The organism is Streptomyces sp. NPDC003027, from assembly GCF_053591435.1.
In genome coordinates, this window is record NZ_JBSFTU010000004.1 from 97,463 (window position 1) to 120,851 (window position 23,389).

Consider the following 23,389-nt stretch of genomic DNA (forward strand, 5'->3'; position numbering starts at 1 on the left):
CGTCAGGCCAGGCCCGCCACCAGCTCGGCGACGCTCTTGCGCCGGCCGGTGTAGAACGGGACCTCCTCGCGGACGTGCATCCGCGCCTCGGAGCCGCGCAGGTGACGCATGAGGTCGACGATCCGGTACAGCTCGTCGGCCTCGAACGCCAGCAGCCACTCGTAGTCGCCGAGCGAGAACGAGGCGACCGTGTTGGCGCGGACGTCGGGGAAGCCGCGGGCCATCTTGCCGTGGTCCGCGAGCATCCGGCGGCGGTCCTCGTCCGGCAGCAGGTACCAGTCGTAGGAGCGGACGAAGGGGTAGACGCTCACGTAGTCGCGGGGCGTCTCGTCGGCCAGGAAGGCCGGGATGTGCGACTTGTTGAACTCGGCGGGGCGGTGCAGCGCCATGTTCGACCAGACCGGCTCCAGGGCGCGGCCCAGCTTGGTGCGGCGGAAGAGGTTGTACGCCTCCTGGAGCTCGTCGCTCGTCTCGGCGTGCCACCAGATCATCACGTCGGCGTCGGCGCGCAGACCGGAGAGGTCGTACGTGCCGCGGACGGTGATGTCCTTGGCGGCGAGCTGGTCGAAGAGCTCCTGGACCTCGTCCGCGTAACCGGCGCGGTTCTCGGGCAGGACGTCGCGCAGCTTGAACACGGACCACAGGGTGTAGCGGATGACCTCGTTGAGGTCCTTCGCCTTCTTACCGGCGTTCGGGATCTTTTCGGGCGCACTCATACGCCTATTCTCGCCCGTCACGGGCAGTGCCCCGCACCAGGGTCCGCCGTTTCCGACGTGGCGATGATCTCGTCGGTGATCTCCGCGGCGATCTCGTCGGCGGCGCGGTGGGCGGAGGCGATGCAGGCGGGGACGCCGACGCCGTCGTAGGCGGCTCCGGCGAGGCGCAGTCCGGGAAGGCCGGTGACGGCCTCGCGGACGCGGGCGACGCGGGCGAGATGACCGACGGGGTACTGGGGCAGGCCGCCGATCCAGCGGGTGACGGTGGTGGCGACGGGCCGGGCGGCGAGACCGGTGGCGGCGGCCAGGTCCTTCGCCGACGCCGCGACGAGGTCGGTGTCGTCTCGGTGGACCTGCTCCTCCTCGCCGTAGCGGCCGACGGAGGTGCGCAGCACGAAGAGGTCGGGCGCGGCGTCGGCGACCCACTGCCACTTCTGGCTGGAGAAGGTGGACGCCTTGATGGTGTGGCCGTCGACGGGCGGCACGAGGAATCCGGAGCCGGGCAGGCCCTGGACGTCGGAACGCCGGAAGGCGAGGGTGACCAGGGCCATCGAGGCGTACTCGACGGTGTCGAGCTCCGCGGCGGCGGCCGGCGCCTCCTCGGCGAGCAGTGCGGCGGTGGGCCGGGCGGGGGTGGCGAGGACGACGCCGTCGGCGTGGAGGACGCGGCCGCCCGCGACGATCCGCCACCGGGTGCCCCGGGCGTCGGTGGCGGCGGCGAGCCGCGCGGTGGCGGAGGCGGAGGCCACGGCGGCGCCGGCCACGGTGGCGGCGGCCAGGCCCGCGGCGGTGGAGGCGTCGTACGCTCCGCCCTCCCCCGCCGGGACGCGGCGCAGCTCCGTCACCGGGGCGTGGGTCAGGATCTCGCCGCCCGCGGCGCGGATCGCGTCGGCCACCGCGCCGGGCAGACTGCCGATGCCGCCCCGGATGCCCATGAAGGCGGAGCCGCCGAGGCCCGTCCCGGCGCCGGCCGCGTCGGAGGGGGTGGCGGCGCCCGCCCGCTGCACGGCCCGGACGGCGGCGGTGAGCGTGGGGTGGGCGCGGGCGGCGTCGAAGAGCTTGGGGACGGCGGCCCGCATCGAGATGCGGTAGGCGTCACCGGCGTAGACGCCGCCGAGGAGCGGCTCGACCAGCCGGTCGACGACCTCGTGGCCCATCCGTTCGGCGACGTACGCGCCGATGGCGATGTCGTCGCCGATCTCGGTGGCGGGCAGGTCGCGGTCCTGTCCGACCCGCCGCACGCCCTCCTCGGACAGCAGTCCGCGGACCGACGCGCCGTCCGCCGGAACGCCCATCACATGGCCCTTGGGCATGGGGACCAGCCGGCCGCGGGACCAGACGGACGCGGTGGTGGTGGCCGGCGCCTGGAGCCGGTCGCCGAGACCGACGGCCCGCGCGAGGGCGACCGCCTCGGGGCGGCGCGCGAGCAGCGACTCGGCGCCGAGGTCGACGGGGGCGCCGGCGATCTCCCCGGCGAGCAGCTTGCCGCCGAGCCGGTCGCCGCCTTCGAGGAGGGTGACCCGCAGGCCGGCCGTGACCAGGCGGTGGGCGGCGGCGAGTCCGGCGATACCGCCCCCCACGACGACGACGTGCCCCAGCGACCTGCCCGTGGTGTCCGCGTTCATGGGTCCACTCTCTCAAACCGGCCGCGTGCCCCGTTCCGAGGCCGGAACGTGACCGCTTCGCTATCGCACGGGGGCAACCCGCGCCCCGTCCGGTACGTCAAACGGGCAACATTCGTCACCACCTCCGGGGGGACCCACATGCGTGGAGCGCGAAGAGCGGCCGTGGCGCTGCTGACGGCTTCTCTGGCACTGGCCGGCTGCGGAGCGTCGGACGACGCCGGCTCGAAGAGGAGCCTGAGCGACGCCAAGGCGGCGCCGGGGCCCGAGGGCGCCGCCGACCGGGCCCCCGCGTCGGGCGAGGAGCGGGACCAGGGCCAGGGGCCGGCGGCCGAGAAGCCCGCCGCCGTGCCCCGGCAGCACATCGTCCGCACCGCCGAGCTGTCCGTGGAGGTCGGGGACGCGGAAGAGGCGCTGGCGACGGCCCGGCGGGTCACCGAGGCCGCGGGTGGCCATGTCTCCAACGAGTCGACCGAGCGGGTCGACGGCACGCACGTGGCCTCACGGGTGGTCCTGCGGGTGCCGCAGGAGCGGTACGAGTCGGTCCTGCGCGAGCTGGCGGGCACCGGAAGGCTGCTCTCCCGCACGGCGGACGCGAAGGACGTCACCGAGCAGGTGGTCGACGTCGAGAGCCGGATCGCCACCCAGCGGGCCAGCGTGGAGCGGGTGCGCAAGCTGATGGACCGGGCGACCGGACTGAGCGATGTGGTCACCCTGGAAGGGGAGCTGAGCCGCCGTCAGGCCGATCTGGAGTCGCTGCTTGCCCAGCAGGCCTCGCTGAAGGACCGTACGACACTGGCGACGATCACCCTCGAACTCACCGAGAAGGAGACGGAACGAGCGGAGCGGGACGACGACCGTCCGGGCTTCCTCGACGCGCTCGCCGGTGGCTGGAGCGCGTTGGTGACGGCGCTGGCCTGGGTCGGCGTGGTGCTGGCGGCGCTGGCGCCGTGGCTGGCGTTGGGGGCGGCCCTGTACGCGGTGTGGCGGTGGCTGGTCAGGCCGCGGCTGCCCCGCCGTGGCCGCCGGGAGCCCTGGCGGCCGCGGGCGTACCGGCAGGACCCGCAGGCCGGGGCGCCGGCGGCCCAGGCGCCGGGATCTGACGCTCCCTCGGCGCAGCGGGAGGACTGAACGACCGCCCCGACGTAGCGTGTTCGTATGAGCGAACGACTGGTGGTCATCGGTGGAGACGCGGCGGGCATGTCCGCCGCGTCGCAGGCACGCAGGCTGCGGGGTCCCGGGGAGCTGGAGATCGTCGCTTTCGAGCGCGGCCGTTTCGCCTCCTTCTCGGCCTGCGGCATCCCGTACTGGGTCGGCGGTGACGTCGACGAGCGCGACGAGCTGATCGCGCGCACCCCCGAGGAGCACCGGGCACGGGACATCGATCTGCGGATGCGGACCGAGGTGACGGAAGTGGACGTGCCCGGGCAGCGCGTGCGGACCCGGGACCTGGAGTCGGGCGCCCAGGCGTGGACGGGCTTCGACAAGCTGGTGATCGCGACCGGGGCCCGTCCCGTGCGGCCGCCTCTGCCGGGTATCGACGCTCCGGGCGTGCACGGGGTGCAGACCCTGGACGACGGGCAGGCGCTGCTCGACTCGCTGGAGCTCGCGAAGGGCCGGCGGGCGGTGGTCGTGGGGGCGGGCTACATCGGCGTGGAGATGGCCGAGGCGCTGCTGAAGAGGGGTTACGAGGTGACCGTCCTGAACCGGGGCGAGCAGCCGATGTCGACCCTGGATCCGGACATGGGCCGGCTGGTGCACAAGGCGCTGGACGGCCTGGGCATCACGACGGTCGGCTCGTCGGCCGTCACCGGGATCCTCACGGGTGGGGACGGCCGGGTCCGCGCGGTGGCGACGGAGGACGCCGAGTATCCGGCGGACGTGGTGGTCCTCGGCATGGGCGTGGAGCCGGAGACGGATCTCGCCCGGGCGGCCGGGCTGCCGCTGGGGTCGTACGGCGGGCTGCGCACCGATCTCGCGATGCGGGTGCGGGGCCACGAGAACATCTGGGCGGGCGGCGACTGCGTCGAGGTCTTCGACCTGGTGTCGGGCCGCGAGCGCCACATCGCCCTGGGGACGCACGCCAACAAGCACGGTCAGGTCATCGGCTCGAACGTGGGCGGCGACTACGCCACCTTCCCGGGCGTGGTCGGCACGGCCGTGTCGAAGGTGTGCGAGCTGGAGATCGCCCGGACGGGCCTGCGGGAGAAGGACGCCCGCGAGGTCGGGCTGGCGTACGTCACGGTGACGGTCGAGTCGACCAGCCGGGCGGGCTACTACCCGGGCGCGGCCCCGATGACGGTGAAGATGCTCGCCGAGCGCCGTACGGGCCGGTTGCTCGGGGTGCAGATCGTGGGCCGGGAGGGCGCCGGGAAGCGGGTGGACATCGCGGCCGTGGCGCTGACGGCCGGGATGACGGTGGAGCGGATGACGGCTCTGGACCTCGGCTACGCCCCGCCCTTCTCACCGGTGTGGGACCCGGTCCTGGTCGCGGCGCGGAAGGCGCTGGCCGCCGTTCGCGCGGCGGGTCAGGTGGGTTGATCACGAGCGTTGTACGGCCTTGTCGGCCACTGAAAGCCGCTCGACTGGCGCTCACCCGCGTGGCGGAGGGGTACGAGCGGCGGTGGCCCGAGCGGCGTAGTGACCCATGGTGACGGGTTGCGGCACTTCGATCACCATGGGTAACTCGATCACATGATCAGACACACCGTGCGCGCACTGTGCGCCGCCTCCCTCGTCCTCGCCCCGCTCGCCCTGAGCACGCCCGCCCACGCCGCGACCGTGTGCACGGTCAACGGTCTTTCGAGCCCTGACGGAAACGTGACCGGGACGGCCGGCAACGACTACATCGAGTGCGCCTCGGTGGACTCCGGTGACACGGTCAACGGCCTCGGCGGCGCCGACATGATCGTCCTGACCGGCCCCGTCGGCGGCACGGTCTCCGCCGGCGACGGCGCGGACTATGTCCACGTCACGGAGGACGGCACGGTCAGCGGCACCGTCGGCGCCGGTCCCGGCGGCGACTACGTCGAGGTGGAGGGCGGCGTCGCGTCCGGCGCGAAGGTCCACGGCGACGCGGGCAACGACTATCTGCGCATCCTCACGAACTTCGGCGTCGTTCAGGCCGGCACCGACAGTTCGCGCGTCCTCGCGAAGGGAGGCGTCGTCGACGCGGGCACCGGTTTCGACCTCTGCCGGGTCGTCGGCGACACGCCGTCCAACTGCGAGCTCTAGCCACCGCGCCGTCGCCCCCGCCCGGTGACCGGGCGGGGGCGACGGCGCGCCGGTTCCCGGATCAGCGGGCGGTGCGGGTGTGGACGTACTCCACGAGACGCGTCAGCGCGTCCGGGTCGGTCGTCGGCAGCACGCCGTGGCCCAGGTTGAAGACATGCCCCTCCAGGCCCTTCGCGGCGGCCAGGACCTCGTCGGTCTTGGCCTCCACGGCCTCCCGCGAGGAGAACAGCACGGCGGGGTCGAGGTTGCCCTGGAGGGCCTTGCCCGGGCCGACCCGGCGGGCGGCCTCGTCCAGCGGGACCCGCCAGTCGGCGCCGACGACGTCCGCGCCCGCCTCGCCCATGAGGCCGAGGAGCTCGCCCGTACCCACCCCGAAGTGGATGCGCGGCACGCCGTAGGACGCGACGGAGTCGAAGACCTTGGTGGAGGCCGGCATCACCGAGCGGCGGTAGTCGGCCGGGGCGAGCGCGCCCACCCAGGAGTCGAAGAGCTGGACCGCGGACGCGCCCGCCTCGATCTGGACCTTGAGGAAGGCCGAGGTGATGTCGGCGAGACGGTCGAGCAGCTCGGCCCAGAGCTCGGGGTCGCCGTACATCAGCGCCTTGGTGTGCTCGTGGTTGCGGGACGGACCGCCCTCCACGAGGTAGCTCGCGAGGGTGAAAGGCGCGCCCGCGAAGCCGATGAGCGGGGTGGAGCCCAGCTCGCCGGTGAGCATGCCGATGGCCTCGGTGACGTACGAGACGTCCTCGGGCGTCAGGTCGCGCAGCCGGGCCAGGTCGGCGCGGGTACGGATCGGTTCGGCGACGACCGGGCCGACGCCGGGCTTGATGTCGAGGTCGACGCCGATGGCCTTGAGCGGGACGACGATGTCGCTGAAGAAGATCGCCGCGTCCACCTTGTGGCGGCGCACGGGCTGCAGCGTGATCTCGGTGACCAGCTCGGGCCGCATGCAGGACTCGAGCATCGGGATGCCCTCGCGGACCTTCAGGTACTCGGGCAGCGAGCGCCCGGCCTGCCGCATGAACCAGACGGGCGTGTGGGGCACGGGCTCGCGCCGGCACGCCCTCAGGAACGGGGAGTCGTACGTCTGCGGCTGCTGCTTCGTCTGGTGGCCCGAGGGGGCGTCGTTGGCACTCACGCCCAGAATCTTCGCATGTGCGCGGAAGCCGCCCGCCCGGGCCGGGTGTCCCTCCCTGCGCGAGGACCCCGTTCCGCCTACTCTTCCCCGCATGGCTGCGGCTCAGGGACATTTTTCCGATCATTCCGACGGCGACGAAGGGGCGGGCGAGACGGCGGGTACCGCCTCGAACGATACGGAGGCGAACCCGGTGCCGCCCGCGTTCCGGCGGGCGGTCGAGGCACTGCGCTCGGCCCGGCCGCGGCCGGAGATCGAAATCGATCCGACCAGGCCGCCGCAGCGGCTCGCCCCGTACGCGTACGCGCTGGAGGCGGCCGTCGTCGAGGGCGAGGAGGACCTGGCCGACGGCCGGCTCGTCCTGCTGCACGACCCGGCCGGGCACGACGCCTGGAAGGGCGTGTTCCGGCTGGTGACGCTGGTACGGGCGGAGCTGGAGCCGGAGATGGCCGCGGACCCTCTTCTTCCGGAGGTCTGCTGGTCCTGGCTGACCGGCGCGCTGGAGGCGCGCGGCCTGCCGTACGGGGAGGCGAGCGGCACCGTCACCATGGCGGGCTCCCACTACTTCGGCGGTCTCGCCGACCGCCGTCCGGCGACCCAGATCGAGATCCGGGCGTCGTGGACGCCGAGAGAGGGTCTCGCCGGGGTCCCGGACACCGGGGGGCATCTGGCGGCGTGGTGCGATCTGCTCTGCCAGATCGCGGGACTGCCCCCCTCGTCACCCGATCCGGGGGCGGGCACCACGTCGGGCGCGGGGGTCGTCTCACTGCCCCAGCGCCGGGGGCCGCAGCAGCTCTAGGTCCGTGCGCCCCGGCGCGCCGAGCCGGCCCTTAGAACGGGTTTGCCGCAGGTCCCCCGGACGGAGGCTTACTCGTAAGATGATCGATCACTCGTCCGAATTGCCCGAATTGTTACTCAGCAAATCGTGATCTTTCCCTAAAGGCGGGCGCCCCAGCTGCCGAAGAGGTCAATGACCCCTTCACCGCCCGGGTCGCCCCCGGCTTCTTCCCCGAGCCGGCTCCGTCCCGCATCTCCCCAGGAGGCCGTGTGTCCGTTCTCCTCGAGCAGCCCGCAAGCCTGGTCGCCTACCGACCCAACAAGCCGACCGCCATGGTCGTCGTGGCCGACCCGCGCGTCCGCTCCACCGTCACCCGCCACCTGTGGGCCCTTGGAGTACGAGACGTCATCGAGGCGTCGTCCATCGCCGAGGCCCGCCCCCGCGTGGGCAACCCCCGCGACATCTGTGTGGCCGACGTCCACCTCCCCGACGGCAGCGGCCTCACGCTCCTGTCCGAGACCCGCGCCGCGGGCTGGCCCAACGGCCTCGCCCTCTCCGCGGCCGACGACATCGGCGCCGTACGCAACGCCCTGGCCGGCGGCGTCAAGGGCTATGTCGTCACCGGTACGCGTACGAACATCGGGCATCCCACCCGCCCCGGCGCCGCCCCCATCGGCGCCGCGGCCGCCCGCCTCGGCCACCGCCGCCCCCCGGGTGCCCCGAGCCACCCGGGTGGCTACCGCGAGCTCTCCGGCCGCGAGGTCGAGGTGCTCCGGCTGGTCGCCGAGGGCCAGTCGAACAAGGCCATCGGCGTCTCGATGGGCCTGTCCGCGCTGACCGTGAAGAGCCACCTCGCCCGGATCGCCCGCAAGCTGGGCACCGGCGACCGCGCCGGCATGGTCGCGGTGGCCCTGCGCACCGGCATCATCCACTGAACGGAACCGCTCCCCGAGCGGTCGAGGCAAGATCAGCGCCTGTCGACGGAACGTTCCGTCGACAGGCGCTTGCCGTTCGCAGATACCCTTGACAGGTGACCGACGCCCAAGAGACCGCAGCAGACACAGCACTGCGAACCACCGGGGGCGCCCCTCCGGACGACGACGTCCCTGCGAACGGGCTGCCGATCCCCTTGCTGGAGCCCCGCGAGGGCATCCCGCCCGTGGTGGCGACCGACGAGGCCCTGGCCGACGTGATCGCCGCCTTCGCCGCCGGCCGCGGCCCGGTCGCCGTCGACGCCGAGCGCGCCTCCGGCTACCGCTACGGCCAGCGCGCCTACCTCGTCCAGCTGCGCCGCGAGGGCGCGGGCAGCGCGCTCATCGACCCGGTGGGCTGCCCCGACCTCTCCGGTCTCGGCGAGGCGCTCGCCGGGACCGAGTGGATCCTGCACGCCGCCACCCAGGACCTGCCCTGCCTGCGTGACATAGGCATGGTGCCCACGCGTCTCTTCGACACCGAGCTGGCCGGCCGGCTCGCGGGCTTCCCCCGGGTCGGACTCGGTGCGATGGTCGAGTCCGTCCTCGGCTACGCCCTGGAGAAGGGCCACTCCGCGGTGGACTGGTCCACCCGCCCGCTGCCCGAGCCCTGGCTCCGGTACGCCGCGCTGGACGTCGAGCTGCTCGTCGACCTGCGGGACGCGCTGGAGAAGGAGCTCGACCGGCAGGGCAAGCTGGACTGGGCCCGGCAGGAGTTCGACGCGATCGCCTCGGCGCCGCCCGCCCCGCCGCGCGTCGACCCCTGGCGGCGCACGTCCGGCATGCACAAGGTGCGGCGCCGTCGCCAGATGGCGGTGGTGCGCGAGCTGTGGACGGCCCGGGACCGGATCGCCCAGCGGCGGGACGTCTCCCCCGGCAAGGTGCTGAGCGACGCCGCGATCGTGGAGGCCGCCCTGTCGGTGCCGCCGAACGTCGCGGCCCTCGCCGCGCTGCCGGGCTTCGGCCACCGCATGGGCCGCCGCCAGCTGGAGCAGTGGCAGGCCGCCGTGGAGCGGGCGAAGGCACTCCCGGACCACGAGCTTCCGCAGCCCGGCCAGCAGGTCGCCGGCCCGCCGCCGCCGCGCGCCTGGGCGGACAAGGACCCGGCGGCCGCGGCGCGTCTGTCGGCGGCCCGTGCGTCGGTCTCGGCCCTGGCGGAGGAGCTGAACCTTCCGCAGGAGAACCTGATCGCCCCGGACACGGTCCGCCGCCTCTGCTGGGAACCGCCGGCCCCGGCCACCCCCGACACGGTCGCCGCCGCCCTCACCGGCTACGGCGCCCGCCCCTGGCAGGTGGAGCTGGTGACCCCGCTCCTGCTGACGGCGCTGTCGGCGACGGCGTAGGAAGGCCCCGGTGTTCCGCCCGCGGAGAGAAGCCCCTGGTGCCCCCTGCCGGGGGCTTTCGCGTACCCCCGTTCCGGTGTGACCTTCGCCGCTCCACCCCCAGGGGCTGGGCAGCATGGTTACCCGCAAGTAGCATGGGGGAGCAAGCGCGCGCTTAGGCGTGCGCGGCAGCAGTGCAGTGCCATCCCGCACCTGGAGGAGAGCCATCGTGCCTCGTACCGTCAGGGACGTCGTCTTCGTCGACGGCGTCCGCACCCCGTTCGGCAAGGCGGGCCCGAAGGGCATCTACCACGAGACCCGCGCCGACGACCTCGTCGTGAAGGCCATCCGGGAGCTGCTGCGCCGCAACCCCGGCCTCGACCCCGCGAAGATCGACGAGGTCGCCATCGCGGCGACCACGCAGATCGGTGACCAGGGTCTGACCCTCGGCCGCACCGCCGGCATCCTCGCCGGCCTGCCGCAGTCCGTCCCGGGCTACTCCATCGACCGCATGTGCGCCGGCGCGCTGACCGCCGTGACCAGCGTCGCCGGTTCGATCGCCTTCGGCGCGTACGACGCCGTCATCGCCGGTGGCGTCGAGCACATGGGCCGTCACCCGATGGGCGAGGGCGTCGACCCGAACCCGCGCTTCGTGAGCGAGAAGCTGGTCGACGAGTCCGCCCTGTTCATGGGCATGACCGCCGAGAACCTGCACGACCGCTACCCGAGCATCACCAAGCGGCGCGCCGACGAGTACGCCGTGCGCTCGCAGGAGAAGGCCGCCAAGGCGTACGCCGACGGCAAGATCCAGCAGGACCTGGTGCCCGTCTCGGTGCGCCGCACCAGCCCGGAGGCCGGCGAGACCGGCTGGGGTCTGGTCACCGCCGACGAGCCGATGCGCCCGGGCACCACCCTGGAGTCGCTGGCAAACCTCAAGACGCCGTTCCGCGTCCACGGCAACGTCACCGCCGGTAACGCGGCCGGTCTCAACGACGGCGCCACCGCCTCGATCATCGCCTCCGAGGACTTCGCCCGCGAGAACGGCCTCCCGGTCAAGATGCGCCTCGTCTCGTACGCCTTCGCCGGCGTCGAGCCGGAGGTCATGGGCTACGGCCCGATCCCGGCGACCGAGAAGGCCCTCGCCAAGGCCGGCCTCTCGATCGAGGACATCAACCTCTTCGAGATCAACGAGGCCTTCGCGGTCCAGGTCCTCGCCTTCCTGGAGCACTACGGCATCGCCGACGACGACGCCCGCGTCAACCAGTACGGCGGCGCGATCGCCTACGGTCACCCGCTCGCCTCCTCCGGCGTCCGTCTCATGACGCAGCTGGCTCGCCAGTTCGAGGAGAACCCGCAGGTCCGTTACGGCCTCACCACGATGTGCGTCGGCTTCGGCATGGGCGCCACCGTCATCTGGGAGAACCCCCACTGGGAGGGCAAGTGAGCACCACCGCAGAGCTTTTGAAGGGTGCGGCCGAGCTGTTCCCGGACGAGGTCGTCACCAGTGCCCACGTACGGCACTTCGAACTGCCCGCGGGCGCGGGCCGGTTCGCGCTGATCACGCTGGACAACGGCTTCGACCACACCAAGCCGACCACCTTCGGCCCGCAGTCGCTGGCGAACCTCAACACCGCCATCGACCAGGTCGAGGCCGAGGCCGCGAACGGTGAGATCGTCGGCGTCGGCCTCACCGGCAAGCCGTTCATCTTCGCCGTCGGCGCCGACCTCAAGGGCGTCGAACTGCTGAAGCGGCACGAGGACGCGCTCGCCATCGGCAAGGGCGGCCACGACGTCTTCAAGCGTCTGTCGTCGCTCGCCGTGCCGACCTTCGCGTACTACAACGGCGCGGCGATGGGCGGCGGTGTCGAGGTCGGTCTGCACTGCACCTACCGCACCGTCTCCAAGGCCCTGCCGGCCTTCTCGCTGCCCGAGGTCTTCCTCGGTCTGGTCCCGGGCTGGGGCGGCTGCGCGATCCTGCCGAACCTGATCGGTGCCGACAAGGCCGTCTCGGTCATCATCGAGAACTCGCTGAACCAGAACCGCCAGCTCAAGGGCGCGCAGGTCTTCGAGCTCGGCATCGCCGACGCGATCTTCGAGGGCGCCGACTTCCTGGAGCAGTCGCTGATCTGGACGGCCTCCGTCCTCAACGGGACCGTCACGGTCGAGCGTCCCGAGATCGACCGCGGCGAGGGCTGGGACGCGGCCGTCGCCAAGGGCCGGTTCATCGCCGACTCCAAGGTGCACGGCGCCGCCCCGGCGGCGTACCGCGCCCTGGACATCATCGCGGCGGCCAAGGACGGCGACCTGCAGAAGGGCTTCGACGCCGAGGACCAGGCCCTCGCGGACCTGATCATGGGCGGCGAGCTGCGCTCCGGCATCTACGCCTTCAACCTGGTGCAGAAGCGGGCCAAGCGCCCGGCCGGTGCCCCGGACAAGTCCCTGGCCCGCCCGGTCACCAAGGTCGGCGTCGTCGGCGCCGGTCTGATGGCCTCGCAGCTGGCCCTGCTCTTCCTGCGCCGCCTCGAGGTGCCGGTCGTGCTGACCGACATCGACCAGGAGCGCGTCGACAAGGGTGTGGGCTACGTCCACGCCGAGATCGAGAAGCTGCTCGGCAAGGGCCGGATCAACCAGGACAAGGCCAACCGTCTCAAGGGCCTGGTCTCCGGTGTCCTGGACAAGGCCGAGGGCTTCGCGGACGCGGACTTCATCATCGAGGCCGTGTTCGAGGAGATGAGCGTCAAGCAGAAGGTGTTCGCGGAGGTCGAGGCGGTCGCCCCGGCGCACGCGATCCTCGCCACCAACACCTCCTCGCTCTCCGTCTCGGAGATGGCCTCCAAGCTCCAGCACCCGGAGCGCGTGGTCGGCTTCCACTTCTTCAACCCGGTCGCGATCCTCCCGCTCCTGGAGATCGTGCGCGGCGAGAAGACGGACGACGCCTCGCTCGCCACCGCCTTCGGCGTGGCGAAGAAGCTGAAGAAGACCGCGGTCCTCACCAAGGACGCCCCGGCGTTCGTCGTGAACCGCATCCTGACCCGCTTCATGGGCGAGATCCAGAACGTCATCGACGAGGGCACCCCGGTCGAGACGGCCGAAAAGGCCATCGAGCCGCTCGGCCTGCCGATGTCGCCGCTGGTCCTCCTGGAGCTCGTCGGCCCGGCCATCGGTCTGCACGTCTCGGAGACGCTCAACAAGGCGTTCCCGGACCGCTTCAAGGTCTCCCCGAACCTCGCCGCCGTCGTCAAGGCGGGCAAGCGCGGCTTCTACGTCTACGACTCCGGCAAGCCGGAGCTGGACCCCGAGGTCGCCGCGCTCCTCAAGCAGGGCGACGTCGTCCTGACGGAGGAGCAGGTCCGCGACCGCGTCCTGGACGCGGTGGCGCAGGAGATCGGCCTGATGCTGGAGGAGGGTGTCGTCGCCGAGGCGCAGGACATCGACCTCTGCCTGATCACGGGCGCGGGCTGGCCCTTCCACCTGGGCGGCATCACGCCGTACCTGGACCGTGAGGGCGTCTCCGAGCGGGTGAACGGCAAGCGCTTCCTCGCCCAGGGCGTGGCGAGCGTCCCGGCGTAACCCCGGCACGGCACGCGGATCCGGCGGCCCCGGCACCTGTTCACGGTGCCGGGGCCGCCGTCCGTCCCGGGCATCCCGGGCGGCCCGAATTCGCCTTCTCCCGACGGGAGTCGAAAGCCTGTCTATAGTGCGAACCCATGACGGAGATATCGACCTCGCCCCGTGGGCGCGCCTCCCGGCGCGGAGCCCGCACGCGCGGGCAGCGCGTCCGGCGTGCTCTGCTGTGGACCCTGCTGATCGCCGTGGTGGGCGCGGGCTCCACCGGGTACTGGAGCTACTCCCGCATCGACGGCAACATCAGGGGCGTCGACCTGGACAAGGCGCTCGGTGACGACCGTCCGCCGCGACGGCCGACCACCGGGCAGAACCTGCTGGTGCTCGGCTCGGACTCGCGGGCGGGCGCCAACGGGGCGCTGGACGGCGGCACGGTGGCCGGGGCCCGCTCGGACACCGCGCTGGTGGTGCACATACCCGAGGGCCGGACCCGGGCCACCGCGATCAGCATCCCGCGCGACACGCTCGTCACCCGGCCCGTGTGCCGGAAGTCCGACGGCGGTACGGCCCCGTCCGCGCAGCGGGTGATGTTCAACTCGGTGTACGCGCAGTACGGTCCGGCGTGTGTCGTGAAGACGGTCGAGACGATGTCGGGCGTCCGGCTCGACCACTACATGGAGATCGACTTCGCCGGCTTCAAGGACCTCGTCGACGCGATCGGCGGGGTCACCGTCCACCTCGACGAGCCCATCGAGAACGGCCCGGGCGGGCTGGACCTCGCGGCCGGTCCGCAGCGGCTGAACGGCACGCAGTCCCTCGCGTACGTACGGACCCGGTACGGCGTCAAGGACGGCAGCGACCTCGGCCGCATCGGGAACCAGCAGAAGTTCCTGATGGCCCTGCTCACCGAGGTGAAGAAGCAGGACCTGCTCAGCAGCCCGGCCAAGACCTACAAGATCGCCGACTCCGCCACCAAGGCGCTCACCACCGACTCGGAACTGGCTTCGCTGACCGCGCTGAGCGAGTTCGCCCGCTCGATGAACGGTGTCGACCCGGCTGCCATGGAGACGATCATGCTGCCGGTGGCGTACGACAAGCAGGACCCGAACCGGGTCGTCGCCGCGGAGCCGAACGCCTCCCGGCTGTGGCAGGCGATCCGCGCGGACCTGCCCATCCCGGAGTCGGCGAAGAAGTCCCCGGCCACCGGTGGCTGACATCCTGGACGGACGGATCCGCCTCTTCTGATCGTCGAACCGGCCGGTGACGCGGCCGGCCGGCCGTGCCCGGTGGTCACGGCCGACCGGGAAGTGCGGCGGCGGTGGGTGAGCAGGGGGCCCGCCGCGTGGGCCCACGCGCCCACCCGGAGGGTCGGTACCGGGCTAGTACGTCGCGTTCGGGCCGGCCTTGCCGAGGCGGCTGTGGCCGCGTCCGTACAGGAAGTAGACGACGATGCCGATCGCCATCCAGACGGCGAAGCGGAACCAGGTCTCGCCGGGCAGGTTGAGCATCAGCCAGAACGACGCGGCGATGGAGACGATCGGGAGCACCGGCACCCACGGGGCGCGGAACGCGCGGGGCAGGTCGGGGCGGCTGCGGCGCAGCACGATCACACCGGCGGCCACGATCACGAAGGCGAAGAGGGTGCCGATGTTCACCAGGGTCGCCAGCTCGTTGATGCTGGTGAAGCCCGCGACGATCGCGATGATCACGCCGAGCAGGATGGTGGGGCGGTACGGGGTCCTGAAGCGGTGGTGGGTAACGGAGAAGAACCGCGGCAGCAGTCCGTCACGGCTCATCGCGAAGAACACGCGCGTCTGGCCGAGCAGCAGGATGAGGCAGACGGTGGTGAGACCGACGGCCGCGCCGAAGCTGATCACGCCGGCGTAGAAGGGGTGCCCGGTGGCCTTGAACGCGTCCGCGAGCGGGGCGCTCACCGACAGCTGGGTGTAGTGCTGCATACCGGTCACGACCAGCGCGACGGCGACGTAAAGCACGGTGCAGATGAACAGCGAGCCGAGGATGCCGCGGGGCATGTCGCGCTGCGGGAGCTTGGTCTCCTCGGCGGCGGTGGCGACCACGTCGAAGCCGATGAAGGCGAAGAAGACGACGGAGGCGGCGGTGAAGATGCCCATCACCCCGAAGTTGGTGGGCTCGTAGCCGAAGATCAGCTCGACCAGCGGGGAGTCCCAGCCGGACGCGCCGTCGGCCGGGCTCACGGCCGGGGGGATGAACGGGTCGTAGTTGTCGCCCACGATGAAGAAGAGACCCGCGATGATCACGATCATGACGACCGTGACCTTGATGGCCACGACGAGCGCGGTGATCCGGGCCGAGAGCTTCATCCCGAGGACCAGGATCACGGTCAGCACGAGGACCAGCAGGAAGGCCAGGATGTCGAAGGTGCCGCCGGCGGCGTCCGGCCCTTCGAGGGCCGCGGGTAGATGCCAGCCGATGTTGTCCATCAGGGACCGGACGTACCCGGACCAGCCGACCGCGACCACCGCCGTGCCGAGCGCGAACTCCAGGACGAGGTCCCAGCCGATGATCCAGGCGGGCAGTTCGCCCATGGAGGCGTACGCGAAGGTGTACGCCGATCCGGCGACGGGGACCGTCGAGGCGAACTCGGCGTAGCACAGGGCGGCGAGCGCGCAGACGATGCCGGCGGCGACGAAGGCGAGCGCGGTGGCGGGGCCCGCGTTCTCCTTGGCCACCTTGCCGGTGAGCACGAAGATGCCGGTGCCGATGATGACTCCGACGCCGAAGACGGTCAGGTCCCAGGCCGAGAGTGATTTCTTGAGCGCGTGCTCGGGCTCTTCCGTGTCGCGGATCGACTGCTCGACCGTCTTGGTCCGGAACATGCCGGAGCGCGCCTGTGGCGGCTGCTGGTCCGTGCTCACCGTCGTACCTCCGTGCCGTCGGTCACAGCCCCATGATCGAGAGGCGGGGGTGGCGGCGCGCGTCCAGGAGAGCGGCTTTCACACGAAAGGACCGGCCGGCCACCCCTGAGGTGGTCCGACCGGCCCAATGCGATGCTCCGTGGCGGGTCAGTCGCGGGCGGGCTCGACCGCCTCCGCGCTGTGCTCGTAGCGTCCGTCCAGGCGCGAGACGAGTCCCGTGACCTGGCGGGCGATGTCCGGGGCGGTGAGCCCGATCTCGGCCATGACCTCCTTGCGGGAGGCGTGGTCGAGGAAGCGCGGCGGAATGCCGAAGTCGCGCAGCGGTACGTCCACGCCCGCGTCGCGCAGCGCCTGGGCGACGGCGGAGCCGACACCGCCGACCCGGCTGTTGTCCTCGACCGTGACGACGACCCGGTGCTGCTCAGCGAGCGGGGCCATCGCCTCGTCGACCGGCTTGACCCAGCGCGGGTCGACGACGGTGGTGGAGATGCCCTGCGCGTCGAGCAGGCCGGCGATCTCCAGGCACATCGGCGCCAGCGCGCCGACGGAGACGAGGAGGACGTCCGGACGGTCGCTGCCGGGCTCGCGGAGCACGTCCATGCCGCCGATGCGGCGCAGGGCCGGTACGGCGGGGCCGACGGCGCCCTTGGAGAAGCGGACGACGGTCGGGGCGTCGGTGACCTCGACGGCCTCGCGCAGCTGGGCCCGGACCTGGTCGGCGTCGCGCGGGGCGGCGAGCCGCAGGCCGGGGACGACCTGGAGGATCGACATGTCCCACATGCCGTTGTGGGAGGCGCCGTCGGTGCCGGTGACACCCGCGCGGTCCAGGACGAAGGTGACGCCGCACTTGTGCAGGGCCACGTCCATCAGGACCTGGTCGAAGGCGCGGTTGAGGAAGGTGGCGTAGACGGCGAAGACCGGGTGGAGTCCGCCGGTGGCGAGGCCGGCGGCCGAGACGGCGGCGTGCTGCTCGGCGATGCCGACGTCGTACACCCGCTCGGGGAAGGCCTTGGCGAACTTGTCGAGGCCGACGGGCTGGAGCATGGCCGCGGTGATCGCGACGATGTCCTCGCGCTCCTTGCCGAGCTTGACCATCTCCTCGCCGAAGACCGAGGTCCAGTCGGCGCCGGAGGAGGCGATCGGCAGGCCGGTGTCGGGGTGGATCTTGCCGACGGCGTGGAAGCGGTCGGCCTCGTCCGCCAGGGCGGGCTGGTAGCCGCGGCCCTTCTCGGTGAGGCAGTGGACGATGACCGGGCCGCCGAAGCGCTTGGCGCGCGTGAGGGCGGACTCCAGGGCCTCGATGTCGTGGCCGTCGATGGGGCCGACGTACTTCAGGCCGAGGTCCTCGAACATGCCCTGCGGGGCGATGAAGTCCTTCAGGCCCTTCTTGGCGCCGTGCAGCGTCTCGTAGAGCGGCCTGCCGACGACCGGGGTGCGCTCCAGGATGTCCTTGCCGCGGGCGAGGAAGCGCTCGTAGCCGTCGGTCGTCCGCAGGGTGGCCAGGTGGTTGGCGAGCCCGCCGATCGTCGGCGCGTAGGACCGTTCGTTGTCGTTGACGACGATGACGAGCGGGCGGTCCTTGGCGGCGGCGATGTTGTTCAGCGCCTCCCAGGCCATGCCGCCCGTGAGGGCACCGTCGCCGATGACGGCGACGACGTGGTCGTCCTTCTTGAGGACCTCGTTGGCCTTGGCCAGGCCGTCGGCCCAGCCGAGGACGGTGGAGGCGTGCGAGTTCTCGATGACGTCGTGCTCGGACTCGGCCTGCGAGGGGTAGCCGGACAGGCCGCCCTTCATCTTGAGCCGGGAGAAGTCCTGGCGGCCGGTGAGCAGCTTGTGGACGTAGCTCTGGTGGCCGGTGTCGAAGAGGACCTTGTCCTTCGGGGAGTCGAAGACGCGGTGCAGGGCGATGGTCAGCTCGACCACGCCGAGGTTGGGCCCCAGGTGACCGCCGGTCTTGGAGACGGCGTCCACGAGAAACGTCCGGATCTCCTCCGCCAGCTGCTCCAGCTGCTCCGGGGAGAGCCGGTCCAGATCGCGCGGTCCCCTGATACGGGTCAGCAATGCCACCCGTGCCTCCTTGCCATTGAGCTGGTCGAGCTTGCCGATTTGTCGAGTCTAATGTTCCGCCGGTGGCCGTCGTCATCGGGCGGCTGGTTCCGCGTCACTCGTGCGGCGGACACACCGGTGGGCGTACGGGCGTTGTACAGGGCCAGACGCAGCAGTGCCCGGCGCCGGTTCTCCGGCGCCGGGCACTGTGGTGAGGGTTACGCTCGGCCCGCGGTCTTCTGCGTACGGCGGGAGACCGAGTCGATCACGACGGCGGCGAGGAGCACCGCGCCGGTGATCATGTACTGGATCTCGTTGGCCATGCCGATCATGTTCAGGCCCTGCTGGATCGACTGGATGACGATCATGCCCAGGAGCGCCGACCAGACCTTGCCGCGGCCGCCGAAGAGGCTGGTGCCGCCGATGACGGCGGCCGCGATGACCAGCATCAGCGTGTTGCCGCTGCCGAGGCTCTTGGTCGCGCCGCCGGAGAGGCTCGCCACGAAGAGGCCTCCGAAGGCGGCGAGCATGCCGGAGACGCCGAAGACGACGATCCGGATCCGGTCGACGTCGATGCCGGCGCGGCGGGCGGCCTCGGCGTTGCCGCCGACCGCGAAGACCTTGCGGCCGAACAGGGTGCGGCGGGCGACGAAGTCGGCGATCACCAGGACGGCCACGAAGAGGACCAGGGCCAGCGGCAGGCCGCGGGCGCCCTGGGGCTCGTTCAGGACGTAGGCGACGACGAAACAGAGGATCGCGACGACGGCCGTGCGCAGCACGATCTCGCTGACGGGGCGGGACGGCAGGGCGGCGGCCTTGCGGCGCTTGGCGTCCAGGAGCAGCGAGCCGGCGTAGGCGAGGACCGCCACGAGGGCGAGGCCGTACGCGGCGGCCTTGTCCTCGAAGTAGTACGCGGTGAGGTTCTCCACGATGGAGCCGGAGGGGGCGTTGATCGAGCCCTCCTGGCCCATCAGCCAGATCTGCAGACCGCTCCAGCCGAGGAAGCCGGCGAGGGTGACCACGAAGGCCGGGACGCCGATCTTGGCGAAGAAGAAGCCGTGCAGCAGGCCGATGAGGAGGCCGGAGGCCACGGCGAGGACGACCGACAGCAGGTCGTTCACGCCGTTGGTGACGTTGAGCACGGCCCAGACGGCCGCGCCGACGCCGGCGACGGACCCCATCGACAGGTCGATCTCGCCCAGGATGAGGACGAAGACGATGCCGACGGCCATGATGCCGAGGCCGGAGGAGTAGACCGCGATGTTGGCGACGGAGCTCGCGGAGAGGAAGTTGCCGTTCTGGACCTGGAAGACGATCGCGATGACGATCAGGCCCAGGACGACGGGCAGGGAGCCGAGTTCGCCGCCGCGGATCTTGCGGCTGAACTCGGTCCAGTAGCCCTTGAGGCCCTCCTCTCGGACCAGCAGGCGCGGGTCGACGGCGGGGATGGGGGCGGCGGAGGCGGCCGGGGCCGCGGTGGCCTCCGGGGCCGTGGTGGCCTCCGGGGCCGTGGTGGCCTCGTCGGCCGTCGTGGGCTCGGGGGTCTTGGCGAGGTCGCTCACTTCGCGTCCTCCTTCGTGGCCGTGGCCGAGGCCGTACGGGCCTGCCGACGGGTCACGGCGTTGTCCGTGGCTCCGGTGATGGCGGCGATGATCGTCTCGTGGCTGGTGTCGGCGACCTTGAAGTCGCCGTTGTTGCGGCCCAGGCGCAGGACCGCGACCCGGTCCGCGACGGCGCGCACATCGGCCATGTTGTGGCTGATGAGGATGACGCCGTGGCCGCGCTCGCGCAGCCGCTCCACCAGGTCGAGCACCTGTGCCGTCTGCTCGACGCCGAGGGCGGCGGTCGGCTCGTCCAGGATCACGATCTTGGGGTCGCCGATGAGGGCGCGGGCGATGGCGACGACCTGGCGCTGACCGCCGGAGAGCGCCGCGACGGGGATGCGGACCGAGGGGATGCGGATGGACAGGGTGTCCAGAAGCTCCTTGGCGCGCTTCTCCATCGCGATCTCGTCGAGGACGGACGCGGAGCGCAGCTCGCTGCCGAGGAAGAGGTTGGCGACGACGTCGAGGTTGTCGCAGAGCGCCAGGTCCTGGTAGACGGTGGCGACACCGAGGGCCTGGGCGTCGTTCGGCCTGGTGATGTGGACGGGCCGGCCGTTCCACTCGATGGTGCCCTCGTCGATCGGGTGGACACCCGAGATCGTCTTGACGAGGGTCGACTTGCCGGCGCCGTTGTCGCCCACGAGGGCGACGACCTCTCCGGCATGGATCTCCAGTTCGACATCGGTGAGCACCTGGACGGCGCCGAACCGCTTGGAGACCCCGCGCAACGCCAGCACGGGCGTAGCGGACACGTGAATCATCTCCTTCGCCGCCTGACCGGCGGGGATGGTGGTGCAGGGGAGCACATGAGGGGTGCGAGGGAGTCCGGCGCCCCGCCCCCGCTTGCGGGGCGTTGAACGGGGCGGGGTGCGCCGGACCGGACCGGGTCCCTCCGGAGGCGCTGTGCGGGCCTCCGGGGGGCGTGCCGGCGGTGGGGTTACTTGATGCCCGCCGCCTCGCAGGCCGCCTTGTACTCGCCGACGCAGAGGGCCCCGGCCTCGTAGACGCCGTCGGCGATGATCGTGGAGCCGATGTTCTCCTTGGTCACGACCTGCGCGTCGTACAGCTTCGCCGGGATGTCCTTGAACTCACCGGTCAGGCTGGTGACCTTGGCGGGAACCAGGTCGTCGATCTTCTCGCCCTTGAGCAGGCGGACGGCGATCTCGGCGGTGGTCTCGGCCTCGGGCTTGATCTGCTTGTAGATCGTGAAGGCCTGGTCGCCCTTCAGGATGCGCTGGAGACCGGCGAGCTCGGCGTCCTGGCCGCCGACCGGGACCTTGATGCCCTGCTTGGACAGGGCGGTGATGATGCCGCCGGCCATGCCGTCGTTGGCGGAGTAGACGCCCTGGAAGCCGTTCTTGCCCAGGGAGTCGATGGCGGCGCCCATCTTCTTGTTGGCCTCGTCCGGGGACCAGTCGGGGATGTCCTGCTCGTAGACGACCTTCTTGACGCCGGTGTCGAGGACGCTGTGGGCGCCCTTCTTGAACAGCGGGGCGTTCGGGTCGGTCGGCGAGCCGTTGATCATGACGACGTTGGCGTCCTTGGCCTTGTCGCCGAGGGCCTCGATCAGGGCCTCGCCCTGCAGGCGGCCGATCTTCTCGTTGTCGTACGAAACGTAGGCGGAGATGGGGCCCTCGGCCAGGCGGTCGTACGCGACGACGGAGACGCCCTGCTCCTTGGCGTGCTGGACCCAGGACTTGGTGGCCTTGTAGTCGACCGAGTCCAGGATGATGACCTTCACGCCCTGCGTGACGAGCGCGTCGAACTGCTTCTTCTGCGTCTCGGTGTCCTGCGCGGCGTTGTTGTACTTGACCTCGCAGTCCGAGCAGAGGGCCTTGATCTTCGCCTCGATGATCGGGCGGTCGAAGGTCTCGTAACGCGTGGTCTTGTTCTCCGGCAGCAGCAGACCGATGGTCTTGCCGTCTCCGCCGTTCCCGCTGGTGCCGCCCGAACCCGAGCCGGTGTCGCCCGCCTTGCCACAGGCGGCGACGGAGAGGGCCATGGATACCGCGGCCGTGCCTATGACGACGCGACGCATCATTGCGTTCATGTGGGGTTGCCTCCCTGACGAGGCCGCGACGTTGCGGCCGAGGTGGCTGGAAGTCAACTCGGCCGCAACGTCGACGTCAAGGAGTAAATCCTTAACGAGATGACAACGGTGCCATCCGTTTTCTAAGTGAAGGCAGGAGTGGAGACCGGAGCGGCTGAGGGAAGGGCACTCTCCAACAGGGTCGAATCGCCCATTTCGCTCAGTACGAGAGCGAGCGCGCCGAGCACCTCGGCGCGGCCGCCGAGGGCTCCGGGGGCGAGGGAGAGCTGTCGGGCGGCGCTGGGGATGGCGTACCGCGAGACCGAGTCGCGGATCGGGCCGATGACCAGCTCGCCGGCCTCCGCGAGGTCGCCGCCGAGGACCACCCTGCTGGGGTTGAGCAGGTTGCACAGGTTGGCGATGCCGCTGCCGATGTGGCGGCCGACGTCGGCGACCACCCGGCGGCAGCCGGGATCGCCCTCGCGGGCCAGCTGGACGACCCGCTCCATGGTCAGATCGGGCCCGTGGCCGGGCTGGAGCAGCGGCAGGACGTAGCGGGCGGCGGTGAAGGTCTCCAGGCAGCCGCGGTTGCCGCAGCGGCAGACCGGGCCCGACTCGTCGAGCGTGATGTGCCCGATCTCGCCGGCGGTGCCGCCGGGGCCGCGGTACACCCGCCCGTCGATGACCAGGCCGGCGCCGACACCGCTGGCGACCTTGATGTAGGCCAGGTCCTTGACCCCCCGGCCGCTGCCCCAGACGAGCTCGCCGAGCGCGCCGAGGTTGGCGTCGTTGTCCACGTACACGGGCACGCCGAGGCGGCCGGAGAGCTCGTCGGCGGGGTTGATGCCGGTCCAGCCCGGGAGGATCGAGGTGGAGCCGAGGGTGCCCGAGGAGACGTCGATCGGCCCGGGCACGCCGAGGCCGACGCCGACGACCTTGTCCTGACCGATGCCGGTGGCCGCGATCAGCCGCTTGACCAGCGTCTCCGCCCGGTCGAAGCCCTCGGCGGAGGAGGCGTCCACGTCGAGCGGCTCGGCCTCCTCGGCGAGGACCTGGTGGGCGAGGTTGCCGACGGCGACCCGGAGGTGGGTGTGGCCGAAGTCGACGCCGATGACGATCCCCGCGTCACCGGAGAGCGAGACGCTGCGGGCCCGCCGGCCGCCCGCGGAGGTGGGGGTGACCTCGACGGTTCCGCCGTCCTTCAACTCCCGCACGATGTTGGACACCGTGGCGGCCGACAGGCCGGTCGCACGGGCGATCTCCGCCTGGGTGAGCGAGCCGGCCATGCGCACCGCGCGCACGACCCGTTCGAGGTTGGCCCTGTGCAGAGATGTCTGCGACCCCGGAGTCTCCATCGACTCATCCACTCCCGCCTGCCGGGGCCGCGCCAATGAGACCCCGGCTCCTTCTCCAACTTGTGAACTCTAAGATGAGCTGTTCGGGGTGTTCCCCGTCAAGACCTTGAGCGGGG

Annotated in this window: 18 protein-coding genes; 9 read left to right on the plus strand and 9 right to left on the minus strand. The window is 71.6% G+C overall.

Features of this window, described 5'->3' with window-relative positions:
* Positions 1-2: 2 nt before the first annotated feature.
* The gene (gene hemQ / locus ACWDX6_RS05280) at positions 3-716 is read right to left on the minus strand and encodes a hydrogen peroxide-dependent heme synthase (protein WP_403294826.1); all 714 of its coding nucleotides are present in this window, start codon (positions 714-716) and stop codon (positions 3-5) included.
* A 17-nt stretch (positions 717-733) separates the two neighbouring features.
* On the minus strand, positions 734-2,341 hold the full coding sequence (gene hemG / locus ACWDX6_RS05285) for a protoporphyrinogen oxidase (RefSeq protein ID WP_451483591.1): 1,608 nt from the start codon (positions 2,339-2,341) through the stop codon (positions 734-736).
* A gap of 138 nt (positions 2,342-2,479) precedes the next feature.
* Between hemG and ACWDX6_RS05290 the strand changes: the two genes are divergently transcribed.
* The 3 genes from ACWDX6_RS05290 (at position 2,480) to ACWDX6_RS05300 (ending at position 5,572) form a co-directional block, all read left to right on the plus strand.
* Entirely contained in the window at positions 2,480-3,469 is a 990-nt protein-coding gene (locus ACWDX6_RS05290) for a DUF4349 domain-containing protein (protein WP_451483592.1), read from the plus strand.
* Between the two features lie 27 nt (positions 3,470-3,496).
* Entirely contained in the window at positions 3,497-4,879 is a 1,383-nt protein-coding gene (locus ACWDX6_RS05295) for an FAD-dependent oxidoreductase (protein WP_451483593.1), read from the plus strand.
* A gap of 153 nt (positions 4,880-5,032) precedes the next feature.
* Positions 5,033-5,572 carry a hypothetical protein gene (locus ACWDX6_RS05300; RefSeq protein WP_451483594.1) on the plus strand — a complete coding sequence of 180 codons (540 nt, stop codon included), beginning with the start codon at positions 5,033-5,035 and terminating at the stop codon, positions 5,570-5,572.
* Between the two features lie 61 nt (positions 5,573-5,633).
* Here the strand turns inward: ACWDX6_RS05300 and hemE are convergent, their stop codons facing one another.
* Positions 5,634-6,710 (minus strand): uroporphyrinogen decarboxylase, encoded by a 1,077-nt coding sequence (gene hemE / locus ACWDX6_RS05305; protein WP_451483595.1) that lies wholly within the window; start codon positions 6,708-6,710, stop codon positions 5,634-5,636.
* Positions 6,711-6,801: 91 nt separating this feature from the next.
* Between hemE and ACWDX6_RS05310 the strand changes: the two genes are divergently transcribed.
* The 6 genes from ACWDX6_RS05310 (at position 6,802) to ACWDX6_RS05335 (ending at position 14,556) form a co-directional block, all read left to right on the plus strand.
* A complete protein-coding gene (locus ACWDX6_RS05310) occupies positions 6,802-7,506 on the plus strand; it encodes a DUF3000 domain-containing protein (protein WP_451483596.1) in 705 nt (234 codons plus the stop codon).
* 248 nt (positions 7,507-7,754) lie between these two features.
* Positions 7,755-8,420, plus strand: a complete 666-nt coding sequence (locus ACWDX6_RS05315; protein ID WP_015037008.1) for a response regulator transcription factor — start codon at positions 7,755-7,757, stop codon at positions 8,418-8,420.
* A 95-nt stretch (positions 8,421-8,515) separates the two neighbouring features.
* Complete coding sequence (locus tag ACWDX6_RS05320) at positions 8,516-9,799, plus strand: ribonuclease D (protein WP_451483597.1); 1,284 nt, start codon at positions 8,516-8,518, stop codon at positions 9,797-9,799.
* A 208-nt stretch (positions 9,800-10,007) separates the two neighbouring features.
* The gene (locus ACWDX6_RS05325) at positions 10,008-11,222 is read left to right on the plus strand and encodes a thiolase family protein (RefSeq protein ID WP_451483598.1); all 1,215 of its coding nucleotides are present in this window, start codon (positions 10,008-10,010) and stop codon (positions 11,220-11,222) included.
* Positions 11,219-13,348 (plus strand): 3-hydroxyacyl-CoA dehydrogenase NAD-binding domain-containing protein, encoded by a 2,130-nt coding sequence (locus ACWDX6_RS05330; protein ID WP_451483599.1) that lies wholly within the window; start codon positions 11,219-11,221, stop codon positions 13,346-13,348. Before ACWDX6_RS05325 ends, ACWDX6_RS05330 begins: the two co-directional genes overlap by 4 nt.
* Before the next feature lie 137 nt (positions 13,349-13,485).
* Positions 13,486-14,556, plus strand: a complete 1,071-nt coding sequence (locus tag ACWDX6_RS05335; protein ID WP_451483600.1) for an LCP family protein — start codon at positions 13,486-13,488, stop codon at positions 14,554-14,556.
* A gap of 165 nt (positions 14,557-14,721) precedes the next feature.
* Here ACWDX6_RS05335 and ACWDX6_RS05340 read toward each other — a convergent pair whose 3' ends face one another.
* From ACWDX6_RS05340 to ACWDX6_RS05365, 6 genes are all read right to left on the minus strand, one after another.
* A complete protein-coding gene (locus ACWDX6_RS05340) occupies positions 14,722-16,200 on the minus strand; it encodes an amino acid permease (RefSeq protein ID WP_451483687.1) in 1,479 nt (492 codons plus the stop codon).
* Between the two features lie 186 nt (positions 16,201-16,386).
* The gene (gene dxs, locus ACWDX6_RS05345) at positions 16,387-18,306 is read right to left on the minus strand and encodes a 1-deoxy-D-xylulose-5-phosphate synthase (protein WP_451483601.1); all 1,920 of its coding nucleotides are present in this window, start codon (positions 18,304-18,306) and stop codon (positions 16,387-16,389) included.
* Positions 18,307-18,503: 197 nt separating this feature from the next.
* Complete coding sequence (locus tag ACWDX6_RS05350) at positions 18,504-19,847, minus strand: sugar ABC transporter permease (RefSeq protein WP_451483602.1); 1,344 nt, start codon at positions 19,845-19,847, stop codon at positions 18,504-18,506.
* Positions 19,844-20,650 carry an ATP-binding cassette domain-containing protein gene (locus ACWDX6_RS05355; RefSeq protein WP_451483603.1) on the minus strand — a complete coding sequence of 269 codons (807 nt, stop codon included), beginning with the start codon at positions 20,648-20,650 and terminating at the stop codon, positions 19,844-19,846. Before ACWDX6_RS05355 ends, ACWDX6_RS05350 begins: the two co-directional genes overlap by 4 nt.
* A gap of 176 nt (positions 20,651-20,826) precedes the next feature.
* On the minus strand, positions 20,827-21,939 hold the full coding sequence (locus tag ACWDX6_RS05360; protein WP_451483604.1) for a substrate-binding domain-containing protein: 1,113 nt from the start codon (positions 21,937-21,939) through the stop codon (positions 20,827-20,829).
* Positions 21,940-22,061: 122 nt separating this feature from the next.
* On the minus strand, positions 22,062-23,273 hold the full coding sequence (locus ACWDX6_RS05365; protein WP_451483605.1) for an ROK family transcriptional regulator: 1,212 nt from the start codon (positions 23,271-23,273) through the stop codon (positions 22,062-22,064).
* Positions 23,274-23,389 lie beyond the last annotated feature (116 nt).